23 protein-coding genes and 2 pseudogenes are annotated in these 25,421 nt (G+C 68.9%); 5 read left to right on the forward strand and 20 right to left on the reverse strand.

What is annotated here, in order from left to right; genetic code table 11:
* Positions 1-1,293: an L-fuconate dehydratase gene (locus JIAGA_RS0124010; RefSeq protein WP_026877624.1), complete on the reverse strand. Its 1,293-nt coding sequence runs from the start codon at positions 1,291-1,293 to the stop codon at positions 1-3.
* Positions 1,294-1,439: 146 nt separating this feature from the next.
* Here JIAGA_RS0124010 and JIAGA_RS0124015 point away from each other — a divergent pair, with 146 nt between their 5' ends.
* The gene (locus tag JIAGA_RS0124015; RefSeq protein WP_026877625.1) at positions 1,440-2,186 is read left to right on the forward strand and encodes an SDR family NAD(P)-dependent oxidoreductase; all 747 of its coding nucleotides are present in this window, start codon (positions 1,440-1,442) and stop codon (positions 2,184-2,186) included.
* Between the two features lie 106 nt (positions 2,187-2,292).
* Here JIAGA_RS0124015 and JIAGA_RS36280 read toward each other — a convergent pair.
* The 7 genes and pseudogenes from JIAGA_RS36280 to JIAGA_RS0124045 all read right to left on the reverse strand — a co-directional run.
* Positions 2,293-2,544, reverse strand: a pseudogene (locus JIAGA_RS36280) (2-C-methyl-D-erythritol 2,4-cyclodiphosphate synthase); the annotation flags it as partial.
* Positions 2,541-2,786 (reverse strand): annotated as a pseudogene (locus JIAGA_RS32030) (IspD/TarI family cytidylyltransferase); the annotation flags it as partial. The pseudogenes JIAGA_RS36280 and JIAGA_RS32030, both read right to left, overlap by 4 nt.
* A 72-nt stretch (positions 2,787-2,858) precedes the next feature.
* A complete protein-coding gene (locus tag JIAGA_RS35445) occupies positions 2,859-3,917 on the reverse strand; it encodes a hypothetical protein (protein ID WP_211239820.1) in 1,059 nt (352 codons plus the stop codon).
* A complete protein-coding gene (locus JIAGA_RS34110; RefSeq protein ID WP_211239821.1) occupies positions 3,907-4,821 on the reverse strand; it encodes a glycosyltransferase family protein in 915 nt (304 codons plus the stop codon). Before JIAGA_RS34110 ends, JIAGA_RS35445 begins: the two co-directional genes overlap by 11 nt.
* Before the next feature lie 104 nt (positions 4,822-4,925).
* The gene (serS, locus tag JIAGA_RS0124035) at positions 4,926-6,218 is read right to left on the reverse strand and encodes a serine--tRNA ligase (protein ID WP_026877627.1); all 1,293 of its coding nucleotides are present in this window, start codon (positions 6,216-6,218) and stop codon (positions 4,926-4,928) included.
* An 11-nt stretch (positions 6,219-6,229) separates the two neighbouring features.
* Positions 6,230-6,916: a histidine phosphatase family protein gene (locus JIAGA_RS0124040; protein ID WP_026877628.1), complete on the reverse strand. Its 687-nt coding sequence runs from the start codon at positions 6,914-6,916 to the stop codon at positions 6,230-6,232.
* Between the two features lie 2 nt (positions 6,917-6,918).
* Positions 6,919-8,166 (reverse strand): methionine adenosyltransferase, encoded by a 1,248-nt coding sequence (locus tag JIAGA_RS0124045; protein WP_026877629.1) that lies wholly within the window; start codon positions 8,164-8,166, stop codon positions 6,919-6,921.
* Positions 8,167-8,387: 221 nt separating this feature from the next.
* Between JIAGA_RS0124045 and JIAGA_RS0124050 the strand changes: the two genes are divergently transcribed.
* Together JIAGA_RS0124050 and JIAGA_RS0124055 are read left to right on the forward strand one after the other, a co-directional pair.
* Positions 8,388-9,158 (forward strand): aminotransferase class IV, encoded by a 771-nt coding sequence (locus JIAGA_RS0124050; protein WP_026877630.1) that lies wholly within the window; start codon positions 8,388-8,390, stop codon positions 9,156-9,158.
* 123 nt (positions 9,159-9,281) lie between these two features.
* Entirely contained in the window at positions 9,282-10,151 is an 870-nt protein-coding gene (locus JIAGA_RS0124055) for an SUMF1/EgtB/PvdO family nonheme iron enzyme (RefSeq protein WP_035812918.1), read from the forward strand.
* A 157-nt stretch (positions 10,152-10,308) separates the two neighbouring features.
* Here the strand turns inward: JIAGA_RS0124055 and ispF are convergent, their stop codons facing one another.
* The 3 genes from ispF to JIAGA_RS0124070 are packed head-to-tail and all read right to left on the reverse strand — an operon-like array spanning position 10,309 to position 11,975.
* Positions 10,309-10,788: a 2-C-methyl-D-erythritol 2,4-cyclodiphosphate synthase gene (gene ispF / locus JIAGA_RS0124060; RefSeq protein WP_026877632.1), complete on the reverse strand. Its 480-nt coding sequence runs from the start codon at positions 10,786-10,788 to the stop codon at positions 10,309-10,311.
* Positions 10,785-11,465, reverse strand: a complete 681-nt coding sequence (gene ispD / locus JIAGA_RS0124065; protein ID WP_026877633.1) for a 2-C-methyl-D-erythritol 4-phosphate cytidylyltransferase — start codon at positions 11,463-11,465, stop codon at positions 10,785-10,787. Before ispD ends, ispF begins: the two co-directional genes overlap by 4 nt.
* A 27-nt stretch (positions 11,466-11,492) precedes the next feature.
* Positions 11,493-11,975 carry a CarD family transcriptional regulator gene (locus JIAGA_RS0124070; protein WP_026877634.1) on the reverse strand — a complete coding sequence of 161 codons (483 nt, stop codon included), beginning with the start codon at positions 11,973-11,975 and terminating at the stop codon, positions 11,493-11,495.
* Between the two features lie 314 nt (positions 11,976-12,289).
* Here JIAGA_RS0124070 and JIAGA_RS0124075 point away from each other — a divergent pair, with 314 nt between their 5' ends.
* Positions 12,290-12,919, forward strand: coding sequence for a hypothetical protein (locus JIAGA_RS0124075; protein WP_157553476.1), 630 nt, complete (start codon positions 12,290-12,292; stop codon positions 12,917-12,919).
* Between the two features lie 126 nt (positions 12,920-13,045).
* Here JIAGA_RS0124075 and JIAGA_RS0124080 read toward each other — a convergent pair whose 3' ends face one another.
* The 9 genes from JIAGA_RS0124080 to JIAGA_RS0124120 form a co-directional block, all read right to left on the reverse strand.
* Positions 13,046-14,119, reverse strand: coding sequence for a mandelate racemase/muconate lactonizing enzyme family protein (locus JIAGA_RS0124080; protein ID WP_026877636.1), 1,074 nt, complete (start codon positions 14,117-14,119; stop codon positions 13,046-13,048).
* Positions 14,106-15,005, reverse strand: coding sequence for a 5-dehydro-4-deoxyglucarate dehydratase (locus tag JIAGA_RS0124085; RefSeq protein WP_026877637.1), 900 nt, complete (start codon positions 15,003-15,005; stop codon positions 14,106-14,108). Before JIAGA_RS0124085 ends, JIAGA_RS0124080 begins: the two co-directional genes overlap by 14 nt.
* Positions 15,002-15,883 (reverse strand): NAD-dependent epimerase/dehydratase family protein, encoded by an 882-nt coding sequence (locus tag JIAGA_RS0124090; protein ID WP_026877638.1) that lies wholly within the window; start codon positions 15,881-15,883, stop codon positions 15,002-15,004. The genes JIAGA_RS0124085 and JIAGA_RS0124090 overlap by 4 nt, the downstream gene beginning before the upstream one ends.
* Positions 15,880-17,247, reverse strand: a complete 1,368-nt coding sequence (locus JIAGA_RS32040) for a Gfo/Idh/MocA family protein (protein ID WP_211239823.1) — start codon at positions 17,245-17,247, stop codon at positions 15,880-15,882. The genes JIAGA_RS0124090 and JIAGA_RS32040 overlap by 4 nt, the downstream gene beginning before the upstream one ends.
* Positions 17,248-17,314: 67 nt before the next feature.
* Entirely contained in the window at positions 17,315-18,634 is a 1,320-nt protein-coding gene (locus JIAGA_RS0124100) for an ABC transporter substrate-binding protein (RefSeq protein ID WP_026877639.1), read from the reverse strand.
* A gap of 51 nt (positions 18,635-18,685) precedes the next feature.
* Positions 18,686-20,791, reverse strand: coding sequence for a hypothetical protein (locus tag JIAGA_RS0124105; protein ID WP_035812919.1), 2,106 nt, complete (start codon positions 20,789-20,791; stop codon positions 18,686-18,688).
* Positions 20,788-22,083, reverse strand: coding sequence for an ABC transporter substrate-binding protein (locus JIAGA_RS0124110; protein WP_211239824.1), 1,296 nt, complete (start codon positions 22,081-22,083; stop codon positions 20,788-20,790). Before JIAGA_RS0124110 ends, JIAGA_RS0124105 begins: the two co-directional genes overlap by 4 nt.
* A 14-nt stretch (positions 22,084-22,097) precedes the next feature.
* On the reverse strand, positions 22,098-23,027 hold the full coding sequence (locus JIAGA_RS0124115) for a carbohydrate ABC transporter permease (RefSeq protein ID WP_084470036.1): 930 nt from the start codon (positions 23,025-23,027) through the stop codon (positions 22,098-22,100).
* Positions 23,017-23,985, reverse strand: a complete 969-nt coding sequence (locus tag JIAGA_RS0124120) for an ABC transporter permease subunit (RefSeq protein ID WP_026877643.1) — start codon at positions 23,983-23,985, stop codon at positions 23,017-23,019. Before JIAGA_RS0124120 ends, JIAGA_RS0124115 begins: the two co-directional genes overlap by 11 nt.
* A 278-nt stretch (positions 23,986-24,263) precedes the next feature.
* Here JIAGA_RS0124120 and JIAGA_RS0124125 point away from each other — a divergent pair, with 278 nt between their 5' ends.
* Positions 24,264-25,415 (forward strand): Gfo/Idh/MocA family protein, encoded by a 1,152-nt coding sequence (locus JIAGA_RS0124125; RefSeq protein WP_035812920.1) that lies wholly within the window; start codon positions 24,264-24,266, stop codon positions 25,413-25,415.
* The last annotated feature ends 6 nt before the right edge of the window (positions 25,416-25,421 follow it).

Below are 25,421 nucleotides of genomic sequence, written 5' to 3' on the forward strand. Positions count from 1 at the left end.
TCACGCCCAGACGGCGCCGTCCGGGAACCGGTGCGCCGCCAGCGTCGGCGCCAGGATCTCGGTGCTGGCACCGGGACGTTGCGGCGCCAGGTACCGGCCGCGCTCGATCCGGACCGGGTCGCTGAAGTGTTCGTGCAGGTGGTCGACGTATTCGATGACGCGGTCGGTAGTGGTGCCGCTGACCGCGACATAGTCGAACATCGCGAGGTGCTGGACGGCCTCGCACAGCCCGACCCCGCCGGCGTGCGGGCAGACCGGCACCCCGAACTTCGCCGCCAGCAGCAGGATCGCGATGTTCTCGTTGACGCCCGCAACCCGGGTCGCGTCGATCTGGACGAACCCGGTGCCGCGTGCCTGCAGCAGCTGCTTGAAGACGACCCGGTTGGCCACGTGCTCGCCGGTGGCCACCCGCACCGGCGCGATGCGCTCGGCGATCGCGGCGTGTCCGAGAACGTCGTCGGGGCTGGTGGGCTCCTCGACCCACCACGGGTCGAACGCCTCGAGTTCCTTGACCCAGCGCACCGCTTCGTCGACGTCCCAGCGCTGGTTGGCGTCGACGGCGATGCGTACGTCCGGGCCGCAGATCTCGCGGGCGATGCCCAGCCGCCGCACATCGTCGGTGAGGTCGCCGCCCACCTTCAGCTTGATCTGGGTGAACCCGTCCGCGACGGCCTCGCGGGTCAGCCGGGCGAGCTTGGCGTCGTCGTAACCCAGCCAGCCCGGCGTGGTGGTGTAGGCCGGGTAACCGTGCTCGACGAGGTCGGCGATGCGTTGCGCGCGTCCCGGCTCGGCAGCCCGGAGCAAATCCAGCGCCTCGGCCGGGTCCAGGGCGTCGGTGAGGTACCGGAAGTCGACCAGGCCGACGATCTCGTCCGGCGACAGCTCCGACAACAGTTGCCACAGCGGTTTGCCCTCGCGACGGGCGCGCAGGTCCCACAGCGCGTTGACGACGGCGCCGATGGCCATGTGCATGACGCCCTTCTCCGGACCGAGCCAGCGCAGCTGCGAGTCGTGCACCAGGCGCCGCCATGCTTCGCCGAGGTCGGCGAGCATCGGCTCCACCTCGCGTCCGACGAGGAACGGTCGCAGCGCCTCGATGGCCGCCACCTGCACGTCGTTGCCACGACCGATGGTGAACACGAACCCGTGGCCGTCCGGGCCGTCGTCGTCGGTGCGCAGGATGGCGTAGGCCGCGGAGTAGTCGGGGTCGGGATTCATCGCGTCGGAGCCGTCGAGGAAGCGCGACGTCGGGAAGCGGAGGTCGACGGTCTCCAGTGCGGTGATCTGGCTCATGTCTGCCCTTCTGCCCGGCGGCACGAAGCATTGAACATCCGATGTCTGTGCGCCAAGTCTGTCATGAATCGCGGCCAGCACCACAGCCAGCGGCCATGACATAGGATGTATCGCGCCATAGAGCACTCGGGGAGCGGAGGCAACGGATGGGCGACTTCGACGGCCTGACAGCACTGGTCACCGGGGGTGGGGCGGGTATCGGGCTGGCCACGGCGACGCTGCTGGCACACTCGGGCGCCACGGTCGCCGTACTGGACCGCTCCACCGAGGGCGCACCCGACCCGCTGCTGGCGATCGAGTGCGACGTCACCGACGACGCCGCCGTGCACGCCGCCGTCGCCACCGCCGCCGACCGGCTGGGTGGCGTGGACGTCGTCGTCAACAACGCCGGCGTCGGCGCGGCCGGCACCATCGAGGACAACGACGACGCCGAATGGCACCGCGTCTTCGACGTCAACGTCGTCGGCATGGTCCGGGTGTCCCGAGCGGCGCTGCCCTGGCTGCGCCGGTCGTCGCGCGCCTCCATCGTCAACGTCTGCTCCATCGCCGCCACCGCCGGGTTACCGCAGCGCGCCCTCTACAGCGCCACCAAGGGTGCGGTCCTGTCGCTCACCCAGGCCATGGCCGCCGACCACATCGCCGAGGGCATCCGGGTCAACTGCGTCAACCCCGGCACCGCCGACACACCCTGGGTGCAGCGGCTGCTGGCCGCCGCACCCGATCCCGTCGCGGAACGCGCCGCGCTCGAGGCCCGCCAGCCCACCGGCCGCCTGGTGCCGCCCGAGGACATCGCCGCGGCCATCGCCTATCTCGCCGGCCCCGCATCAGGTTCCGTCACCGGCACCTCGATCGCCGTCGACGGCGGCATGCAGGGCCTGCGGCTGCGCAAGTAAGAGCGCCACCGGCTCGTCGATGCACTACCCGCCGGCAACCCACGCATCCTCCCCGCAGGCCGCGACGACGCCGAGCCCGATCCGCGCACCCACGACGGCTACGACTGGCGGTCTCCGTCAGCAGCGCCACACCCGATGCTCCGGACCACTCCGGCCGGTCCGTACCGAACACGGCGCCGAGGTCACCGAGCCCGCACGCGGACAGCAGCGCGTCGCAAATGGCGTGCGCGGCGACGTCGCCGTCGGAGTGACCCACACAGCCGGCCGGCTCGTCCGGCCAGAGCAGCCCGGCGACCCAGCACGGCCGCCCGGGTTCGATCCGGTGGACGTCGGTACCGACGCCGACCCGCGGCGTCACAGCGTGGCCTTGGCCGACAGCACTGCCTCGGCGAGCACGAGATCGAGCGGGCGAGTGATCTTGAACGCGTCCGGATGCCCGGGCACGACGTGGACCGGCCGCCCGAGCAGCTCGACCAGGCCGGCATCGTCGGAGACATCAGTCGTTCCGGGATTCTCGTGTGCCCGCTCCAGCACGGCGCGGCGGAAGCCCTGTGGAGTCTGGACAGCACGCAACGCCGTCCGATCCGGAGTGGCGGTGACCCGGCCGCCGGGCGCCACCCGAGGACATCGCCGCGGCCACTGCCTATCTCGCCGGCCCCGCATCGTGTTCCGTCACGGGCACGTCCATCGCGGTCGACGACTATGCAAGGCCTTTGGTTGCGCAAGTAGGGCCGGCCCGTCCGCCGGTTCGCGGCTGCGGGCGAGCTCGCGCTCGAGACTGACGACCGTCGCGTGCCACGGGACAGGCAGCGGCGCCGCGACGGCCCAGAAGTCGTGCGCCGATCGAACCGCGGAGCTGACCCCGAGGCGGGTAGCGTCCGGCTCCAACGCCCCTAGCAAGCGCCGGACCGCGGACCCAGCGCCTCGGGCCGCGGGCGCGATCCCGCTGCCCACCAGCAGAGTCGCGGTTCGGAGTGCGTCCAGGACCGACCGGGGCGCGGAGCCAGCGAGGTCACCGAACACAAGGTTGTTCCAGTCGCCGAGAGTTCTCGCCCACGCCAGGCGCTCGAGGCCTGAGCCGAGATCGACGGCCATGCGCCGTGGATCGGCCGCATTCCACAAGAGCACGATGTCACCAAGCACGAGGTCTCGATGGCGGAACATGAGCGTTACACCCGCAACCTCACGTCGACGCCATACCTTCAGGTGGCCGAAGAAGCTCAGGTGCCGGGCATGAAAGCCCAACCTGGACAGTACGAAAAGCCAATCGTCGACAGCCGTTGCGTACTCCTCCACCCGACAGATCGGCTCAACACGTGAGACGTTCACGAACGAGGTCAGGTATCCGTCGAGGAGACTCCCAGCAGCATCACGCTCACCCGTGAACCGAACCACAGGCTGCACCAAGAAGCCCCGTCGATGAGTCACGGGCCGACCGTCCTTGATGAACGGGTCAAGCGCTTGCACAGCTGAGATGGCCAGTTCGGTGTCTCGGCCCCACCGAAGTGGAAGACAGTTGTCCCGGCGTACTCCACGTTCTGCGAATGCCATCTCCATTCCCAGCACGAGGTCCCGCCAAGCCGGGTTGCGGCGGGGAGCCGAGTAGGGAGCTACTCCTCGTGAATGACGGATCTCCAGGTACGCACCGTCGAGACTGAACTCCCACCTCGATCCGAGCACCCGCCGCAGCGCAGCGAGTAGCTCCTGCGTGATCGCTCCGTCAGCGATCATTGACCGAGCATGGACTCGAAATGCCGTCTCGGGTCGAACCGCTGCAGGCCAATGGCCTGGACCTCTGTGTGGTCGAGGTCGCTCGCACGCTCGATGCATCCGCCAGGGCCCTGGCCGCGGTCTCGTCATCGGCCTCTGGCGACACGACGTTGGTGACGCCAGTGCGGTCGCACAGTGCTGCCTGCGCACAGGTCCCGTCGCGCCAGGTCAGGGCTGCCACCGGCGTGCCAGCACGTAGCGACTCGCCGAACACCGCGGCGCCGGCCTCGACGTACGTGCGCGCTTGCGTATAGACGAATACCAACCCTTCGCGCACAGCTGCGGCCTTGGCTCGCCCGCCCAGTTCACCCACCCATTTGACATGGTCCGCGAAAAAGACACGCTCTTGTCGCCGCAGGTAGGCGGAATCGAAGACCGGGCCAACGAGGTAGAGCCGCCGTCCAAGCAGCTGCGCTGCCAGGACGGCGAGATGAGGTGCCTTGTCCTCATCGATCCGCCCGAGCCACACCAGATCCGTGCCCTTGCGTGCGGCCGGCCCTTCTTCATCGAGGCCCAAGTGAACCGCCAGCTCAGCGATGGGCTGATGGATCGCATACCGCTCCATCATTTCTGGGGAGTAGCAGTACAGGCGCGATCTCTCTCCATCGAATGCAGCACGCTCGTGTGAGAAGTCTGGCGAATGCTGGAAGCTGACAACGTCGCACTCCAACTCACGCCAAGTCTGTACCCAGTCCGGCCGCGAAGGATACTCGTGTCCCACGACCAGAACGTCGTACGACGCAGCCTTGAGCGCCTTAATGAGGTCCGGATCGGCACCTGCGTCTTCGAGGCGGACGGGATTGTATCGCCAGCCCGGGAGGCCAGAACGCCAGCCAGGGCCAACCAGGTCGACCTCGGCCCCCATATTCCGAGCGCCGACGGCGACGGCCCAGAGCCAGCGCTCGATTCCGCCGTAGCCTGACGGCGGGAACTGGTACTTGCTCGGAAAGTCACAGATTCCAACGCGCACTAGTCCTCCGGTTCTCCATCGGCTGAGATCCGCCGGAAGCCGGTGTACGGCGCGAGCGGCTCCGGGATGACGACCGAACCGTCTGCCTGCTGGCCCTGCTCGATCACGGCGGCCATCGTCCGGCCGATCGGCAGACCGGAGCCATTGAGCGTCGCGGCGAGTTTGATCTTTCCGTCGGCGCCGCGGGTCCGGATGTTGGCTCGCCGAGCCTGAAACGTTCCGAAGTCCGAGACCGACGAGATCTCGCGATACGTCCCCTGACTCGGAAGCCACACTTCGAGGTCATACGTCAGCTGGGCGGCGAACCCGGTGTCGCCGGCCGCGAGGATCACCACGCGGTACGCGAGACCGAGTTCCTTGAGGCACGCCTCCGCGTGGCCGATCATCTTCTGCAACTCGGCTTCCGCGTCCTCGCTCTCACAGACTCGCACCATCTCGACCTTGTCGAACTGGTGCAGCCGAATGAGACCACGTGTGTCACGACCGTAGGACCCAGCTTCCGAGCGGAAGCACGGCGTCTGCGCCGTAACCGCGATCGGAAGGTCCTTCGACTGGATGATCTCGTCGGCGTAGAAGTTCGTCAGCGGAACCTCAGCGGTGGGTATGAGGAAAAGCTCGCGGTCCGCGACGCTGGTCTTGAACAGGTCTTCCTCGAATTTCGGCAATTGCCCTGTTCCTGTCATCGTTTTCCGCGATACGAGGAACGGAACAGCATGCTCGATGTAGCCGTGCCGACGAGTGTGCAGGTCAAGCAGGAAGGCTGAGAGCGCGCGCTCCAGCCGGGCGCCGAGTCCACAAGCGACTCGAAAACGCGGCCCCGACAACTTCGTTGCCCGACCGAAGTCGAGCAGCCCCAGGGACTCGCCGAGCTCGACATGATCTCTAGCCTCGAAGGCGAAGACTGGAGGAACGCCGACACGACGAACCTCGACCGCGAACTCTCCCGAATCACCATCTGGCGCCCGATCATCGGGAAGATTGGGGATTCCGAGCAGAAAGTCACGCAGTTCGCTCTCGGCGCGCTCTTGGTTGCCTTCGAGATCGCGAAGCTGTTGCTTGATCTCGCGAGCGCGATCCTTCAGCTTCGAGATGTCCTCGCCTGACCGCACGGCAGTTTGGACCTCACTCGCAATGCGCTTGCTCTCCGCCCGCAGCTCGTCGACGGAACGGATCGCCCGGTTGCGTCGGGCGTGGAGGACTTCCAGCGAATTCAGATCCAATGTGTAACCACGTCGAGCAAGCCGGCGTACGGCTTCGTCACCCATGGCGATCAGGGTGCGGGCGTCATGCATGTGAAGGGTCCTTACGCGCTAGGCGGTGCAGGTCGGTCGAAGGTAGCAAGGTTCTGAGCAGCACCGCTCACGCGCTTGGCCCGATCGGCGCTACGTCGATCACGTAGTCGATCCAGCTCCAACGTGCACCGGAGGGTTTTCACCACAGCGAACAGGTCCGGATCGCTCAGGGCGAATGGCCGCACGTACGGAGACTCGGGGAAGAAGGCCGGCATTCGCTCCGAGCGAACGCGCCCTCCCGCCCACAACACCATGGAGACGAGAAGGCCATGTGCGACCAAAACGCGCGGCGCCGGCCGGAGGAGGGCGCCGGCCAGGCCGGCCACCATCCGGCTCATGGCCTCGCGCTGAGATTCGATCGACCCCGGCGGACGGTCGCCGCCTCCATGGGCTCGCAGCCAAGCTGCGTAATCCAGGAACGTATGACCCTCGAAGTCGCCGTAGTCCAGTTCGTTCAGCCGCCGGTCTACGACCACCATGCCCGATGCCTGTCCCTTGAGGTGCGAGGCAGTCTGCTGAGCTCGCGGGAACTGGCTGGTGACCCACGTCTGAACGCGAGAGATGGGAAGCTCTCGCGACACTTGCCGACAGGATCGGACCCCTAGCTCACTGAGGAGGACCGTCCGTGCCGGGTCACCGTTCACCAGGTACTGCCTGCTCATCTCGGTTTCCGCGTGCCGTAGGAGATACGTCGTCATGGTCAGCTCAAACACAGTCCGTCGAAAACGATCTCCTCGGTCAGCGCAGGAAATTCGCCGAGCGTTTCAGCGACCAAGGCTTCGACTTTTTCAGCTTCTATCTCGGTCGCCGACAGCCGAATCAGGATGCGCCACGGTCGATCGAGTCTCTGGCCGGTCCGACTCACGAGATGGACCTCCGCATGGCCATCGGTCAGCTCATGCAACCTTCGTGCGAGTCGCCCTGCTGCAACGTTATAGAGCTTGCCGACGTGATAGACGGGGTTCTTCCCGCTCGCACCTTCTAGATTCATCGGCCGCAGCGGCGTGATGAGCCCGTTGACGCGGTTACCGCGCCCCACTACGCCTTCATCGCCTGATTCGATCGAGCTGCCTGTATATGTCAAGTAGATCTCGTCCTTCTCGAGGACGTCCCGCGCGTTGAGCTGGAAGCTCACATCTGCTCCGGCCAACCTGAGCGCCGCCAACCGATAGCACTCAGCAAGCACGCTTTCGGCGTTCTGCACGTACTCGCTGCGGCTGGCCACATGGCGCGACTTCTGCGGAACGCACAGCACGACGTCAGCAGCTTCCCCATCCCAATAGCCCATGAGCTTCACGTCGGATCCGCACCATGCGTTCGCGCGCGCGAAGTCGCCGCCGGACAAGCTATCGACCAGCTCCCGGACAAATGATTCGAACAGGGATTCCGGGGCCCACCCTGTCCCAAGCGACGTGTCGTTCGACAAGCGGACTCTCCGCTCACGTAGATCCTCAAGCGACCGCGGACTGAACCAGCGACTACGTTCGGGAACCGCGTCGCCGGTCAGCACGGCGCCGGGACTCGGATTACTGGTGATGTTGTGCACGATGTCGAGGTGATCCGAAACCTCTGGGAGCCGCTCGGAGAAGAAGTCGCGCACCTCGGAATCCACGATCTCGGCGACCGGAATGCGCCGTTCGCCACACTTGGCGGCCGCTCGACCGTTGACTAGGACCCGCACCGGCGAGGTCATGCATCCACCCGCGTAACGGACCTCGCTGGCGCCTCCGAGCAACGCGAGCTTGTCGAAGTTGTGATGGAGCACGGCACCGAACCGCTCCATCGTGTACCGGCTGTATGCACGAGACAGCCTCTCCGCCAAGTGATCGGCAAGGGTGTCCGGATGCCCCAGACCCTTGCGCTCAACGATCGTCGTGGCGGCCGGCTTCTGCATTCCCGTCTCGATGAACAGGTGGCTTTCACCTGCGATTGTCGTGGTCTTTGGCATGGCGCACTCCGTCCGGAGGTCAGCTACGGTCCGTGGAGGACGATGGGCCCTGGTCGTCCAGCAGAAGGCACTCGATGTTGTGCCGCTGATTCGAGTGTCGCCCGCACGGATGCCATCCGAGAAGGTACCGGCACCGCACCAGCACCGAACTTTCGCCGAACTGACCGCAGCGGTCCGACGCCGTTGCTGGATGCATTCGGCCCCAGTGCGATGCTTGCCGGATGGCTCAGCTGAACGGGAAGCCGATCGGAGTCGAGCAGCTCAAGGCTCTGGCCCTGGTCCCCTACGGGCATTTCACATCGATGCGGGTCGACGGAGCAGGGGTCCGGGGATTGTCACTGCACCTCAAGCGACTCGTGAAGGACTGCGAAACGCTCTTCGGCACCACGCTCGACCCGCAGCGCCTTCGCGACCTCGCCCGAATGGCGCTGCCGTCTCCCTCGTGCGTGCTGCGCCTCACGATCTTCGACCCAGGCATCGACCTCGGGCATCCCGCCACGGCAACGGATCCACACGTCCTAGTGACAGCCCGTCCGGCCGCGCGCGCGACGCCACCGCCTCTCCGGGTTCAGACCAGGCGCTACGTCAGGGATCTGCCTCAGGTGAAGAGTGTCGGGCTCTTCGGGACGCTGTTCCATCGCCGCGCTGCCCAACAGAACGGATTCGACGATGCGCTATTCCTCGACGAGCGATCCTGCGTCTCGGAGGGCGGCACCTGGAACGTGGGATTCATCCACGACGACGAGGTGATCTGGCCGCAAGCGGAGTGCCTGGCCGGCGTGACGATGCGATTGCTCCAAGACGCCTGCGCCCACCGCTTGTCGCCAATTCAGCACAGCGACATCCGCAGGATGAGCGCCGCGTTCGCCACGAATGCCGCCATCGGCGTCCGCCCTATCGCCAGTATCGATGACACCGCGATGTCCCCAACACATCCGAAGATCACGGCGTTACAGCGGGCCTACGTCAGCGTGCCGAACGAACCCTTGTAGTGGACAGCGCCACGACCGCCATGCGATGATCATCGGCTCTGTTGACCCGCCCGAGGAGTATCGGTGGCCACAGTGGAACGGTGGACTGGACGAGAGACACGGGCCCTACGCGAGGCCCAACGCATGAGCGTGACGGCATTTGCTGCTCACCTCGGAGTCAGCGATCGCATGGTCTCCAAGTGGGAATCCCGCGGCGATACGATCAAGATCCGGCCGGTCAATCAGGCTGCCTTGGACACCGCACTCGCCACGTCGCCACCGGATGCCCACGCGAGGTTCGTGAGGCTCGCGGGCCCTCATGGCTGTGTTCTCGACGACACCCCATTCCCCGGCCGTTCCGTGATCGCAACCTCGCACCAGATCCGGCACCATGTCGATGCCAAACAGATGGTGCTCGTCGCCGGCGGCCCTTATCCTGCCGGTGACGGTCGAGCACCCGTCGACGTCGATGCCTTCTACCTCGACGTCCACCCGGTGACGAACGTGGAGTACGAACGCTTCGTCACAGCCACCAAGCATCCCGCACCAAAGCACTGGCGCCGGTTGCCCTCGCTGGCCCACGTATCGGAGCACCCAGTGGTGTTTGTCTCGTGGCACGACGCGACCGCTTACGCGACATGGGCGGGCAAGAAGCTGCCGACAGCAGAGCAATGGGAGAAGGCCGCACGTGGCATCGACGGCGGCCGATATCCGTGGGGCGATCAGAGGACGCCAGCCAAATGCAATACGCGTGAGAGCGGAATCGGCGGCACCTCACCCGTTACCAGATTCCACAGCGGCGTCAGCCCGTACGGTGCCTACGACATGTGCGGCAACACCTGGGAGTGGACGTCAACGCGCTCCGAGCCGACGAGGTACGAACTCAAGGGAGGCGCTTGGACAAGCCCCTTCGCGCGTATCGATCCGGCGACCTTCAACGACGCATCGGCCGACATGCTCGACGATGACACGGGGTTTCGCTGCGTCGTCCGGCTCGACGAGCTTCCGGACTGAGCCGTGCGCTGAGGATGATCCCAATGCCGACCGTCGCGACCCTCGACGGAGGGAACCGACGACGGCCCCAGTTCGATGCATCTTCGAACTCGGACAGGAATGCGTCGCGACCGCGATGCAACGGGCGCGGTGGCACGAGCCGGGCGCCTACCCAGCGTCAGCTAGCGAGCGGGACGACCAGAGCGGTCGCGACGGCCGCCAGACCCTCCCCGCGGCCGGTGAGCCCGAGCCCGTCGGTAGTGGTGCCGCTGACCGCCACCGGGGCCCCGACGGCCTGGGACAGCACGGTCTGGGCCTCCGAGCGCCGGCTGCCGATCTTCGGCCGGGCCCCGATGACCTGCACCGAGGCGTTGCCAATGGTGAACGACGCCGCCCGCACCAACCGCGCGGTCTCCGTCAGCAGCGCCACACCCGATGCCCCGGACCACTCCGGCCGGTCCGTACCGAACACGGCGCCGAGGTCACCGAGTCCGCACGCGGACAGCAGCGCGTCGCAGACGGCGTGCGCGGCGACGTCGCCGTCGGAGTGACCCACACAGCCGGCCGGCTCGTCCGGCCAGAGCAGCCCGGCGACCCAGCACGGCCGCCCGGGTTCGATCCGGTGGACGTCGGTACCGACGCCGACCCGCGGCGTCACAGCGTGGCCTTGGCCGACAGCACTGCCTCGGCGAGCACGAGATCGAGCGGCCGAGTGATCTTGAACGCGTCCGGATGCCCGGGCACGACGTGGACCGGCCGCCCGAGCAGCTCGACCAGGCCGGCATCGTCGGAGACATCAGTCGTTCCGGGACTCTCGTGTGCCCGCTCCAGCACGGCGCGACGAAAGCCCTGCGGAGTCTGGACAGCACGCAATGCCGTGCGATCCGGAGTGCCGGTGACCCGGCCGTCGCCATCGACCTGCTTCACGGTGTCGACGACCGCGAGGCCCGGAACCACGGCCTCGTAGGCGCCACCGGCAGCGTCGTCGACGGCATCGGCGACAGCATCGAAGAGCTCCGGCGGTGCGAGGCACCGAGCGGCGTCGTGCACCAGCACCACGTGTGCCTCGGCCGGCAGCGCGGCCATTCCGCGGGCGACCGACTCCTGCCGGGTGCCGCCGCCCTCGACGACGCGCGTGGCGCCGTCGAGCGCGGGGTGGTTCTCGAAACCCGTCGGGACGACGACAACGACGTCGTCGACCCGGGCCGAGCGGGCCAGCGCCCGCAGCGCGTACTCGATGAGCGGACGCCCGCCGAGTTCGGCGAACGCCTTCGGCCGCTCATCACCAAGCCGCTCACCGCGACCGGCAGCGACCACAATGCACGCAACTGTCACGGCACGATTGTGCCCGACCCGCGTGCCTCAGCCGGCGAGGACCTCGTCCAGCAGGGTCTCGGCCTTGTCCTCGTTGGTGTTCTCCGCCAACGCCAGTTCGGAGACCAGCACCTGGCGGGCCTTGGCCAGCATCCGCTTCTCGCCCGCGGACAGGCCGCGGTCGCGCTCACGACGCCACAGATCGCGCACGACCTCGGCGACCTTGATGACGTCGCCGGAGGCGAGCTTCTCGAGATTGGCCTTGTAACGGCGCGACCAGTTCGTCGGCTCTTCGGTGTGCGGCATCCGCAGCACCTCGAAGACCCGGTCGAGCCCCTCCTGGTTGACCACGTCGCGCACGCCGACAAGATCAACGTTGTCGGCCGGGACACGAACGGTCAGATCACCCTGGGTGACCTTCAGGACGAGGTACTGGCGCTCCTCTCCTTTGATGACACGGGACTCGATCGCTTCGATGAGCGCAGCCCCGTGATGGGGGTAGACAACCGTCTCGCCGACCTTGAAAGTCATGTGTTCCTGTCCCCTTTCCCCTATAGAGGATAGCACGGTTCTGGCGAGCCAGAAGAGCATTTGTGCTGGTCAGCGCCAGCAGTGAGGGTTGACAAAACGCCATTCGGCATGCTCGTGCCGTTCGTCACGACCGCGCGACCACCCGGACCTGGTGTCCCATTCGCCCGTTTCCACGATCACCGGCCATGGAATTGCGGCAGGTGAGGCGGGCCACGGACCGTCCGGTAACGGCCTGCCGGTGCGTCGGTCCCGCAACCCCGTCGGTACCCTTGACGCTGGTCCGTGGAGGAACCACCGTTGACGAGGAGCACGTGGTGAAGCTTGGTGTGCGGCGGCTGGCGCTGGCCGCTGTCCCGGTCCTGACCCTGAGCGGCATCGCCGGGTGCAGCATGTCCGAACAGACCCAGCGGTGGTACACCCCGACCGACGGAGTCAACGCGGAGGCCGGCGACATCGGGCTGCGCAACGTCCAGGTGGTGTCCGACGGCGAAGGCCGGGCGACCCTGATCGCCACGCTGGCGAACGCCGGCGGAGAGTCCGACGAACTGACCGAGGTCCTCATCGGCGACGTGCCGGCCGAGCTGTCCGGCGACACCCTGGAGATCCCGGCCCGCGGCACCGCCGTCGTCGGCCCCGACAACGACCGCGTCGACGGCCTGGGGGTCGAGGCCGAGCCCGGCCGCACGGTGGCGGTGGAGTTCCGGTTCGGCAGCGCCCCACGCACGACGGTGCGCGCCTTGGTGCGCCCCGCCGAGGACGACCTCGCGGAGGCGCTGCCGGACAACCCGGGCCGTGAGGAGGATGAGCCCGACGCCGGTGACGACGCCGGGCCCACCGACGCGCCCACTCAGGGTGAGGCGGGCCCGACCGACGAGCCCGCGGACGGCGGCGAGCCCACGGACGAGGCGGCGCCGACCGACGGTGCCACCCCGGCCGACGAGTAGCCGGCCGGGCGCGTCCGTCGTCGGGCGCAGGCCTTACCAGGCGTCCTCCCGCTTCACCGGGCAAGCATTCGTGGTGAAGCGGGCAGACCCATGGTGGACGTGATCATTTCTGGCGGGGGGGTGCGGTCAGGCGAACGTGAGGCCGAGGCCCGGGCGCGAGCCGTCCACGGTGAGGCGTCCGTCCGCCATCGTGACGCCGCTCGGCTCCGCCAGGCAGCCCAGGGCGGCGAACGACGCGTCCTCGACGTCCTCGACGAGCGTCGGCTCCGGCAGGCACAGGGCCAGCTGGCCGGACAGCTCCGGCAGCAGGTGCGGCGCCACCGCCACCCCGTACGTGCGAGCCAGCGAGGCGATGCGCAGGAACGGGGTCACGCCGCCCACGCGCACCACGTTGGGTTGCACGACATCGCAGGCTCCGGCGTCCAGCAAGTCGCGGAACCGGTGGATGGTGTGTGCGTTCTCCCCCAGCGCGATCGGCACGTCCACGGCGACCCGTAGCTGTGCGTACGCCCAAGTGGCGTCAGCCAGCAGCGGTTCCTCGACCCAGTACAGGTCGAACCGCGACAACGCCGCGACCGCCCGGCGGGCGGTGGGCAGGTCCCAGCGCTGGTTGGCGTCGATCATCAGCCGGCGGCCGGGACCGATCACCTCGCGCACCGCGGCGACCCGTTCGACGTCCTCGGCCAGGTCCGGTCTGCCGACCTTCATCTTCACCGCGTCGTGCCCGGCCTCGACCCAGCGCGCCGCCTGGGCGACCAGTTCCTCGAGCGGATAGTGCAGATTGACGCCGCTGCCGTAGACCTCGACGGACTCACGGCGCCGGCCCAGCACGTCGACCAGTCCGGCACCGAGCCGCCGGCAGCGCAGGTCCCACAGAGCGAGGTCGATGCCGGCCATCGCGATGGTGGTGACGCCGCCGCCACCGGCCTCGTGCAGGTGCCGCCAGAGCCGGTCCCAGACGACGGCCGGGTCGCTCGGCCCCCCCACGACGAACCGCGTGCATTCCTCGTCGAGCAGGGCACGCACCGCGCCGGCGCCGATGGTGGGCGTCCAGCTGAAGCCGGTGCCCACCGTGCCGTCCTCTGCGGTCACCTCCACCACGATGACGTGCAGCCGCGGCACGTCCGGGCCCCACGGCCGGTGCAGGGGAATCCGCACCAGCCGGGTGGAGACCGCGGCGACGACGTCAGGCGAGCCCATCAGCGGCCTCGATCAGTTCCCGCAATCGCGCCAGATGCGCCTCGGACGGGTCCACCAGCGGCGGCCGGACCCCGCCGACGTCGAGTCCACGCAGCCGCACTCCTGCCTTCACCAGCGCGACGGCGTAGCCGGGCACCTGGTCGCGCAGCTCCACCAGCGGCTGGAAGAACTCCGCGAGCAGCCGAGTGCGCCGGGCCTCGTCGCCGGTGGAGATCGCACGGTGGAACGCCACCGACAGCTGGGGGGCGAAGCAGAACACCGCCGACGAGTACAGCGGCACCCCGATCGCCCGGTAGGCGGCCTGCGTCTGCTCCGCGGTCGGCATGCCGTTGAAGAACATGAAGTCCTCGCCGACCTCGGCCCGCACCGCGAGCACGATCCGTTGCATGAGATCGAGGTCGCCGAGGCCGTCCTTGAACCCGACGACTTCGGGCAGCTTGGCGAGCCGGACCACCGTCGACGGCGCGAACCGCACGCCGCTGCGTTGGTAAAGCACCAGCGGCAGCTCGGTGGCCGCGGCCAGCGCCTCGACGTAGGCGACCAGTCCGTCGGCGGGGCCGTTCACCAGGTACGGCGGCAACACCAGCAGCCCGTCCGCGCCGGCCGTCCGGGCCCGCCGGGCACACTCCATCGCGTGCGGCAGGGCGCCACCGGCGCCGCCGAACACCGGCACGGCACCGCCGACGGCACCGACCGCCGCCGCCACCACCGTCTCGTACTCGTCGATGTCCAGCGCGTGGAACTCGCCGGTGCCGCAGGCGGCGAACACCGCACCCGGCCCGTGCGAGAGCCCCGCTTTCACATGCGCCGCCAGCAGTCCCGCGTCGACCGCGCCGGTCTCGTCGAACGGGGTCACCGGGAAGAACAGAACACCATCCAGCTTCATCGCAGCTCCGTTCGCCAGCTTCGTTCCGGTTTCCAGCCCAGCAGTCGCTCGGCGTTGGCGTTGCTGAACGCCGCCGCGGTGCCGAGCAGTTCGGCAGCGAATCCGCCCGTCCCGGGGTGGAACCGCGGCAGCAGGTCCGCCAGCGGTTCGCGGGCCAGCGCGTCCGCGGCCCCGACGAAGAACGTCTCGCCGTTGGGGATGTCGTGAGCCCGCCGCAGCAGCACGCCGACGAAGTCCGCGGCGTCGCGGGCGTCGACGTAGTTGAACAGCGAGCCCGCCGCCAGGGAGGGGTCGTCCAGCCGTTCGCGGACGGTGTGACCCTGCTGGGTGGGCGCGCCGTCCCATTCCTCCTCGGCGATGACGTAGCAGGGCCGGATCGCGGCCAGCCGCAGCCGGTCGCCGGCCTGCGCGGTGAACATCCGCATCACCTGCTCGGCCATCAGCTTCGACAAGCCGTAGGCATTCCACGGCCGCACCGGGTGCGCCTCGTCGATCGGGAGATACGACGGCGTCCAGCCGGTCGGGGCGCCGTAGCCGACCACCGTCGGGCTGCTGGCCACGACGACAGTGCTCACGCCCGCGTCCAGTGCGGAGCGGCACACGTTGTACGCCAGTGCGGTGTTGGTGCGCAGGATCTCCCGCTCCGGACGGCTGAACGGCACCGCGATCGCGGCCAGGTGCACCACCGCGTCGGGCCGGACCCGCGTCAACGCCCAGCCGGCCTCGTCCACGACCGTGAGATCGGCCGGGAACCAGGCGTCCCGGTGCCGCCGCGGCTCGCGCAGATCGACGCTGACGACGTCATGGCCGGCCTGCCGCAGCCCGTCGACCACGCTCTCGCCCAGGCGCCCGGAACCACCCGTCACCAGCACCCTCATGGTGTGCTCGCAGCGCGCGGCCGGAGGTCCTCGGCCCGCAGCGGCAGACCCAGGTTCGCCACCCGCACCGGTTGCCCAGTGGCCAGCGACTCGTTGCCGGCCAGCCCGACGGCGATGCTGCGGAAGCCGTCCGCGGTGCTCGCCGGGCGGCCCAGGGGGTCGTCGCCGGGCCCGCGGAACACGTCGTCCAAGAGCAGGCGGTCCCCTCCGCCGTGGCCATGAGCCCCGTGCGGGCTTTCCGGCACCGGCACCTCGACCGCCGGCTCCCAGTGCTTCTGCAGCACGATCCGGGTGCCCTTGCGCCGGACCCGCTCGGCGTCCTCCCCCGGGTCCGGCGCCTTGTGCGCGGACTCCACGACCTCGATCTCGATGCGCCCGGCGGTGCCGTTGAACGCCACCCGGTAGCCCTCCCACGGCGAATGGGCGTTCAGGGTGTAGCTGAGACTGGCGCCGCGCTCGTAGCCGACCAGGACGTTCAGGTTGTCCTCGATGGTGATGCCCTCGCCGAACACGTCCTGGTCGCGGATGTAGCCGTCGTCGCCCTCGGCCTCCAGGTACAGCCGCCGCAGCTTGTCGTCGGCGGCGAGGTCCAGGGCGAACGGGTCGGAACCGCGGCCGGCGTCGTCGCGGCTGCGCACCGGCCGCGGCCCGAGCCCGCGCGCCTTCGCGTTCTCGGCGCCGTAGAAGCGCAGCCCGCCGAGCGCGAACACCGTCGCCGGCACGTCGCCGAGCCACCAGTTCACCAGGTCGAAGTGGTGGGTGGCCTTGTGCACCAGCAGCCCGCCGGAGCGGTCTTTCAGGCGGTGCCACCGGCGGAAGTAGTCCGCGCCGTGCGAGGTGTCGAGCACCCACTCGAAGTGCACCGATGTGACGTCACCGATGGCGCCGTCGAGGATCAGCTGCTTCACCGTCGAGTTGCGCGGGGAGTAGCGGTAGTTGAACGTCATGACCAGTCCGGCGGACGACCCCGCCGCCGAGGCCGCGATGGCCCGGGCACTCTCGACGCTGGTGGTGAGCGGCTTCTCCACGATGACGTCGCAACCGTTCTCCAACGCCGCCACCACGTAGCGGTGGTGGGTCCAGTCCGGCGAGGTGACGACGACGCCGTCCGGGTTCACCTCGGCGAGCAGCTTGTCGAAGTCGTCGGGCGCGTACCGGGGCGGCAGCGGCGCATCCGCACCGCGGGCCGCCCGGTAGAGCTCGTCGTAGTAGGACATCCGCACCCCGTTGACATCGCACCAGGCGACCGGCGTCCCGACGTCGGCGTGGGTGGTGAGCATGGCGTCGACGAACATCTGCGCCCTGCTTCCGGTGCCGACGACGGCGTACCGGCGCGGGCCGCTGCCGGGGATGGTTGCGTTCACTGCTGCTCCATTTGCTGGGTTGGACACGGAGGACGAGGCCGAGGCCGGGACACCGCCCGTGGCGCCCCTAGCCTGTGGCCGCCTCGACCTCGCTGATGAACTGCTCGGCCGCCTCGTCGGGGCTGAGACGATCGAAGAGCACCTCGATGTTGAGCCGCTTGATGATGTCGACCACCTGACCGGCGCCGACCGGTGGCGCGGGCGGCGCGTCGACGACGTCCTCCTGGATCTCGGCCAGGTACTCGGCCTCGGCCACCTGGTGCGCGTCGAGGTTGCCGAGGATGCGCTCGCGCTGCTCGAGGTTGGCCGGCAGGCCCCGGTCGGAGAGGATGGCGTCGATGGCGGCGGGGTCGTTGAGCAGGAAGTCGACCAGCATCGCCGCCTCCTCCGGGTGCTCGGTGCTGGCCGAGACCGAATAGTGCTGGGCCGGCTTGTAGAAGTTGCCGGTCCGCTCACGCTCGTGCTCGCCCGGTGGGCGCAACAGCATCAGTTCGCTGCCCGACGCCGTCGACAGCGCCGCCAACGTGTTGCTCCAGTACCACGCCATGGCCGCCCGGTTGGTGCCCAGCAGCGTCTGCTCCGGCGAGCCGGTGTCCTGCTGCTCCGCCGACAGCGTGGCCTGGGGTGCGCCGCCGCTGTCACGCAGCTGAAGGGAGTACTCCCACCACTGTGCGAGGGTCTCCGGGTCGAAACCGAGCTCGCCGTCCTGGTCGTACATCTCCTCACCGTGCTGCCGGGCGAGGATCTTGAAGCCGGCTTCGTTGCCGCCGTAGTCCATGGCTCCGTACACCTCGCCGCCGGTGGCCGCGGTGATCTCACCGGCGATGCGGATGTAGTCGTCCCACGTCCACGTGGTGTCGTCCGGCAGCTCCACACCGGCCTGGGCGAACAGCTGCGGGTTGGCGTACACCACGTAGGCGTTGACGCCGGTCGGCAGGCCGTACAGCCCACCGTCGATCTCGCCGCTGCCGGTCACCAGCGGGTCCAGCTGGGACATGTCGATGATGTCCTCGTGCTCGGACAGGTCGAGCAGCGCGCCGCGGCTGGCGTACTCGCGCAGGAACCGTTCCTCCTGGCTCATGACGTCCGGGGCGTCACCGGCCGCGGTCTGGGTGGCCAGCCGGTCCCAGTACCCGCCCCACTCGATGTACTCGCCCTGGACGTCGATGTTCGGGTGCTGTTCCTCGAACGCGGCGATGGCCGCCTCGGTCAGCTCGTTGCGCTGGTCACTGCCCCACCAGGCGAACCGCAGTTGAACCTGCTCGTCCGAGCCGGCCGCCGCGCCGTCGCCGCCGCCGTCGTCGCCACCACCGCAGGCGCCGGCCACCAGTGCCAGCGCGACCGTACCGGCCAGGGAAAACCCGGCCCTTCTGTACCTGCCGTTCATCTCCATCCCACTCCTTCGGGGTCTGGTCGTTCGAAGTCAGAGAGCTGGTGCTCAGGGAGCTGGGACGAGGCCTTCCGCCTCGACCGTCCACCGGCCGTCGTCCGGGAATCCCGGCGCGGCGCCAGCGGGCGCGCCGTCCCATCCGGCGGCCATCAACGCGACGGCCGCCAGCAATCCCCCGTTGCCCGGTAGGTACAGCGGCAGCGACGCCGTCTGCCGGTTGTGCCCGTTCGGGAGGAACTCGTTCTTGCCCATCGGCATGGTCAGCGCCGTCACCGCTTGCTCGGGCTCGCCGAGGCGGGCCGCCGTCATGGCGATGACCGGGTAGTCCCAGCCCCAGGTGCTCTCCCACTTCCAGTCGGCCAGCACGTCGTGCAGGGTCGCCCGCATGGTCGACGGGTCGATCAGCGGAGTCTGGGGCACGAAGCCGAGCCCGCAGAGCATCGACGGGTGATCGGTGCGGATGGTGTACGGCTCGACGTCGATAGCCGTGTAGACGCCGTCGCGCACGTGCGGCCGGGCCAGTCCGGACGCCACCGTGCTCCAGCGCTCCTGGCGGGGCAGCCCGGCCCGCTCCCGCCACAGCTGCGCGACCTCCAGGGCCCAGTGCCAGTACGCCAGCTCGAACGTCGGGTTGGTGGCTCGGGCCCGGATGGATCCGTACGACTCCTGGGCCGGGACCAGCGGCGGGCCGAGCTGGAAGCCGCCCGCCGTGGGTGCGGGGAAGTCGGCCATGAACTCGGCGGTCTCGAAGACGATGCCGGCGAACTCCTCGACCACCTCCGGCCCCGGAGCGGCCCGGTACACCAGCTCCGCGAGGTAGATGGGGTGCGGCTGCTGCCAGATCAGGAACGCACCGATCGGGCTGGGACTCTCGCGCGCGTCCGGGCCGACCTGTTTGGGCCATCGCGCCCCCGCGTAACCCTGCAGTTTCGCGGTCGCCCGGGCAGCGTCCAGTGCCGAGTGGTACCACCGCAGGCTACGAGTGAGCAGCTCCGGGCGCCCCCACAGCGCGAAGTGCGCCACGTGCCACCAGTGCATCTCCAGGTGGAACCGGCCGCGCCAGGAATTGCAGACCAGACCGGTCTCCTGTGGCGGCAGCGATCCGGCGCAGTTCACCGCGGTCAGGTACTGGGACAGGACGGTGCGCCGCTCGATCTCGACCGCGCGCTCGTCGCTGCTGCCGGCCAGCTGCACCGCGCCGCCGCCGGACCAGAACGCCGGCCAGTGCTTCGCGGCCGCGTCGTGGACCTCGTCGAAGGCCGACGACGGTGGCAGGGCGGCAGCGGACGGCGCGAAGCCGATCACCAGGTCCAGCGTCGCGGTGTCACCGCTCAGCCGCAGCCGGTGCTCGCCCACCTGCGTCATCGTCAGACCCGCCGTGGCGGCGACGGCGACGGCGTAACCGTCGGCGTCGAGCTCCCGGTCGATGTGCCAGCCGCCGCCGACCCGCCGCGTCGTGGTGCGATGCGCACCGGGACGGCTCCAGTCAGCCGCGTCGTGCCAGCTCTCGGAGCCGTACGGGAACGCGACGCGCACCGCGAGCCGCCCCGCCCGGACCGCCTCGGAGACGATCCGGACCGCCACCACGTCGGAGTCCGGGTGGCACACCGTTCGCACCCGGACCGGCTCGCCGCGCAGGCTGAACGAACTGTCGATGACGCCGTGCCAGAGGTCGAGCACCTGGCGCACGCCGGTGACGTCGTCCGGCGTGACCGGATGCGGCCGGCCGTCGTCGTCGATCAGCTCCAGGCCGATGCGCCCGAGGTCGATACGGTGCGGGTTCGACCGCAGCCACAGCTCGGCCGGTGAGTCGGTGCGGTCGCCGCCGGCGCCGATGCTGCCGGTCATGTCCGCGTACGGCACCGGCCCCGACGGCGTGTCATAGGTGACGAGGATGTCCTCGAGCCGGAAGCCCGCGCCGTCGGCACCGCCGGGGACGGTGTGCCAGCCCCACTGTGCCTGGGTCCCCAGCAGCGTCGCGTCCGGTGAACCGTCGCGAGAGCCCACCGGATAGTGCTCGGGCAGCGTCTGCAGGCCGGTGACGTCGACGGTGAAACAGAACTCGCCGTTGCCGACCGACAGCGGAGACCGCCCGTCCAGCTGCGTCACCTCGACGCTGTGCCGGGAGACCAGGGTGCGCCGGTCGATGCTCATTTGCTGATGGCCGTCTCGACCTCGGCGATCATCTGCTCGGCGGCCTCCTGCGGGGTCGTGCGGTCGAACAGCACCTCACTGTTGAGCCGGGTGACGATCGAGGCGGTCTCGGTCGACCCCACCGGTGCCGGCGGCACCGGGTCGCCCACGGCCTCCTCCAGCCGGTTGAGGTACTCGGCCTCGGCCTGCTGCACCGGCGTCAGGTCGTCCATGATCGCCTCGCGCACGTCCGTGTTGACCGGCAGACCGCGGTCGGTCAGGAACGACTCCGCCGCCGCCGGCTCGTTGAGCATGAAGTCGACCAGCCGGGCCGCTTCCTCGGGGTGCTCGGTGCGCGCGGAGATCGTGTAGTACATCGACGGGCCGAGCCACGAACCGGGCTCGCCGCCGGCGACACCCGGCGGGATCAGCAGCTGCAGCTCCTCCCCCGACGCGGTGCTCAGCGCTTCGAGCACGTTCGACCAGACCAGCGACATGCCGCCGTTGTTGGTGCCGATGAGCGTCTGTTCCGGCGCGCTCTGGCTGGCCAGCTCCTCACTCAGGGTGGCCGGCGGGGTGCAACCGGACTCGCGCAGCTGGTTCGAGAACTCCCACCACTCGGCGAGCGTGCCCGTGGAGACACCCACCTCGCCGTCCTCGGTGTACAGGGCCTCGCCGTGCTGCCGGGCCCACAACGCCAGCGTGTTGTGGTTGGTGAGGTCCTGCGCACCGTAGCCGGCGTCGCCCAGCGCGGTTCCGATCTGCGTGCACATCTGGGCGAAGTCGTCCCACGTCCACGAGGTGTCGTCGGGGAGCTCGACACCGGCCTGGGCGAACACCGTCGGGTTGGCCACCATCGCGTACCCGTTGACACCGGTCGGGATCGCGTAGAGAGAGCCGTCGATGGTGCCGTGGGCCAGGATGTCGTCGGAGATCTGGTCGGTGCGGATGACGTCGTCGACCTCGGCGAGGTCCAGCAACGCGCCGCGGCCGGCGTACTCGGTGTGGTAGGCACCGCCCATGGTCATGATGTCCGGCGCGTCGCCGGCCGCCACGCTGGTGGCCAGCTTGTCGAAGTAGGCGCCGAAGTCCGCGTAGTCGACCGTCACCCGGATGCCGGGGTTCTCGGCCTCGAACTTGTCGATCATGTCCTGGGTCATCTGGGCACGCTCGTCGCTGCCCCAGAAGGCGTAGCGCAGCTCGACCACGTCGCCGTCGCCGTTTCCGCCGCCGGTTGTGTCGTCGCCACCGCAGGCGGCGAGCAGGAGCGCAGCGGCCGGTGCGGCCACGGCCAGGGCACGGAGGGTACGCATCGAAGGTCCTTTCGTCATTTGATGCCGGTGGTGGCGATACCGCGCATGAGATAGCGCTGGCCGGCGAGGAAGAAGCCGAAGATCGGACCGAGCGCCACCAGGGACATGGCGAACAACGGGCCCCAGGCGGACTCCCCCTGCGAATCGACGAACGTCCGCAGCGCCACCGGCACGGTGTAGAGATCGGGATCGGTCACGAAGATCAGCTGGCTGTAGAAGTCGTTCCAGACCGAGATGAAGGTGAAGATGGCCGTCGTCGCCAGCGCCGGCACACACAGGGGCATGATGATCCGCCAGAAGATGCGCACGTGGCCGCACCCGTCGATCCGCGCGGCGTCGTCGAGCTCGCGGGGCAGTCCGCGGATGAACTGCACCATGAGGAAGATGAAGAACGCGTCGGTGGCCAGGAACTTGGGGACGATCAGCGGGTAGTAGGTGTTGATCCAGTCCAGCTGCGAGAACAGGATGTACTGCGGCACGATCACCACGTGGATCGGCAGCATGATGGTGCCGAGCATGGCCGCGAAGAACAGCTTCTTGCCGCGGAACTCCAGCCGGGCGAACGCGTACGCCGCCATCGCGCAGGTGAGCAGGTTGCCCACCACCGAGAAGCCCACGATGATCGCGGAGTTGATCAGGTAGTGGTGGAACGGGTGCGCCAGCGCCGTCCAGCCCTCGGTGTAGTTGCTGAAGTCGAACTCGCTCGGGATCAGTGAGGGCTCGCGGAAGATCAGGTCGGACGGCTTGAACGAACTCGACACCATCCACAGCAGCGGATAGAGCATCGCGAAGCCGAAACCGATCAGCGCGACGTGCTTGAGCAGCCGCCTGCGGCCGTCACTGCGCCGGCGCCGCCGCGCGGTGTCCTGCTTCGGGCCGGCGCTTCCACCGGTGATGTCGCCCGCACCGGCACCGCCGATGCTCGGGCCCAGGTCAGTCGCCATAGTGCACCCACCGCTTCGCCGCGAGGAAGTTCACCGCGGTGAAGATCGCGATGATGACCAGCAGCACCCAGGCCAGCGCGGAGGCGTACCCCATCTCGAAGGAGCCGAAGCCGCGCTGGTACGTGTACAACGTGTAGAAGAGCGTGGAGTCGGCCGGTCCGCCGGTACCGCCGCTGACGATGAACGCCTGCGTGAACGTCTGGAACGACCCGATGATCTGCAGCACGAGGTTGAAGAAGATGATCGGCGTCAACAGCGGGATGGTGATGCGCCAGAACTTGGTGAACCCGCCGGCGCCGTCCACCTCGGCCGCTTCGTAGTACATGGTCGGGATCTGCCGCAGCCCGGCCAGGAAGATCACCATCGGCGCGCCGAACGTCCACACGTTGAGGACGATCAGCGTCGACAGCGCGTGGTCCGGATGTGACACCCAGCCTTCGCCCTCGATGCCGATGGCGGCGAGCAACTGGTTGATCAGGCCCTCGGTGCCGAAGATCTGCCGCCACAGGATCGCGATGGCGACGCTGCCGCCCAGCAGCGACGGCAGGTAGTAGACGGACCGGTAGATGGCCAGCCCCCGCACGCCACGGTCCAGGAAGAACGCCAGTGCCAAGGCCAGCGCGAGCTGCATCGGGACGGACAGGAAGACGTAGGTGAACGTCACCCGCAGCGCGGTGTGGAGCCGTTCGTCCTCCAGCATGCGCTGGTAGTTGTCGAAGCCCAGCCATTCCGGCGGCTGCAACAGGCTGTACTCGGTGAACGACAGGTACAGCGAAGCCAGGATCGGCCCGATGGTGATGGCCACCATGCCGATGAACCAGGGCGCCAGGAACAGGTAGGCGACCCGGCCTTCGCGTTTCGCCAGCGGACTGCGGCCACGCCGCTTCGGTCCTTTCGGTGCCTCGGTCTGTGTCGGCGGGTCGCTGGGCGGACGAACCCGCTGCTCGACGTCGCTCATGGCGCCGCGCCGAGAGTGCGGCGGCGGCCGGCCGTTCGGTCGCACCGGGGCGTCGGAACGGTGGTCATCGGTGACCTCCTCGCGGTCGATCGTCGACGGGGGCACGGCGACAGGGGAAAAGTGGGAAAGCGCTGTCCGTCGAGATACCGATTTCTAGCAATCGTAGGGGTGGGTGTCAAACACGGGCAAGAGGTCGTGCGTTTTGCCTGTAGATTTGCTGGTCGTGGCGGTACAGTACGCTGAGATACCGGTTACTCACAATCCCCTGGGAGGGTTCGATGGCTCAGCCGCAGGCCCCGGTCGTCCTCGCCGGAGCGTACGGCTACGGCGCGACCTACCTGCGCCGGCTGACCGGCCTGGCCGAAGCCGGGGTGGCCCAATTGGTCGGCGTCGCGGATCCGCGCCCACCCGAGCCGGACCTCGCCCACCTGCCGCCCGGTGTCCCGTGGGCCTCCAGCCTGCCGGAACTGCTGGAGAAAGTGACAGCCGACGTCGTCATCGTCGCTGCCCCCATCCACCTGCATGTCGAACTGGCCGTGGCCGCCATGCAGGCCGGCGCCGACGTCATGCTGGAGAAGCCGCCCACACCCACGCTGGCAGGCTTCGACACCCTGACAGCGCTGGCCGGCCGTCTCGGCCGCCGCTGCCAGGTCGGCTTCCAGAGCTTCGGCACCGAAGCCGTCGAGCACGTCCGGAACCTCAGCACGGACGGCAGCATCGGCACCGTCACCGGGGTCGCAGCGGCCGGCGCCTGGGTCCGCAGCCACGCGTACTGGCGGCGCTCCAGCTGGGCCGGCCGGCGCGAGCTGGACGGCGTCCCCGTCGTCGACGGCGTCGTCACCAACCCGCTGGCCCATGCGGTGGCCACCGCGCTGCGCATCGAGGGCAGCGACCGCCGCGGCCGGCTCACCTCCGTCGAGACACAGCTGTACCGCGCCAACGACATCGAGTCCGACGACACATCCTGCCTGCGTATCACCACCGCCGACGGCGGCACTGTCGTCGCCGCGCTCACCCTGTGCGCGGCCGAATCGCACGAACCGTACGTGGTCGTGCACGGCAGCCGCGGCCGCGCCGTCCTCTGGTACAAGACCGGCCGGGTCGACGTCACCGGACCGGACGGCACGACGTCGACGCGCACCTTCGGCTTCACCGACCTGCTGGCGAACCTGCTCGAGCACCGGCGCGACCCCTCGGTGCCGCTGATCTCGCCGCTGGAGCGCTGCGGCGCGTTCACCGAAGTGCTCGAGGCCGTCCGGACCGCCCCGCCGCCCACCCGCATCGCCGCGCCGCACGGCGTCGTCGTCGGCACCGGAGCGGAGCGCCGCACCGTGGTGACCGGCATCGACGAGACGGTCGATGCCGCCGCCGGCACACTGCGGACGTTCGACGATCTCGATCTGCCATGGACCCGGTCGGCGGCGGCATGAGCGCTA

This window comes from Jiangella gansuensis DSM 44835 (assembly GCF_000515395.1).
GTDB lineage: Bacteria > Actinomycetota > Actinomycetes > Jiangellales > Jiangellaceae > Jiangella > Jiangella gansuensis.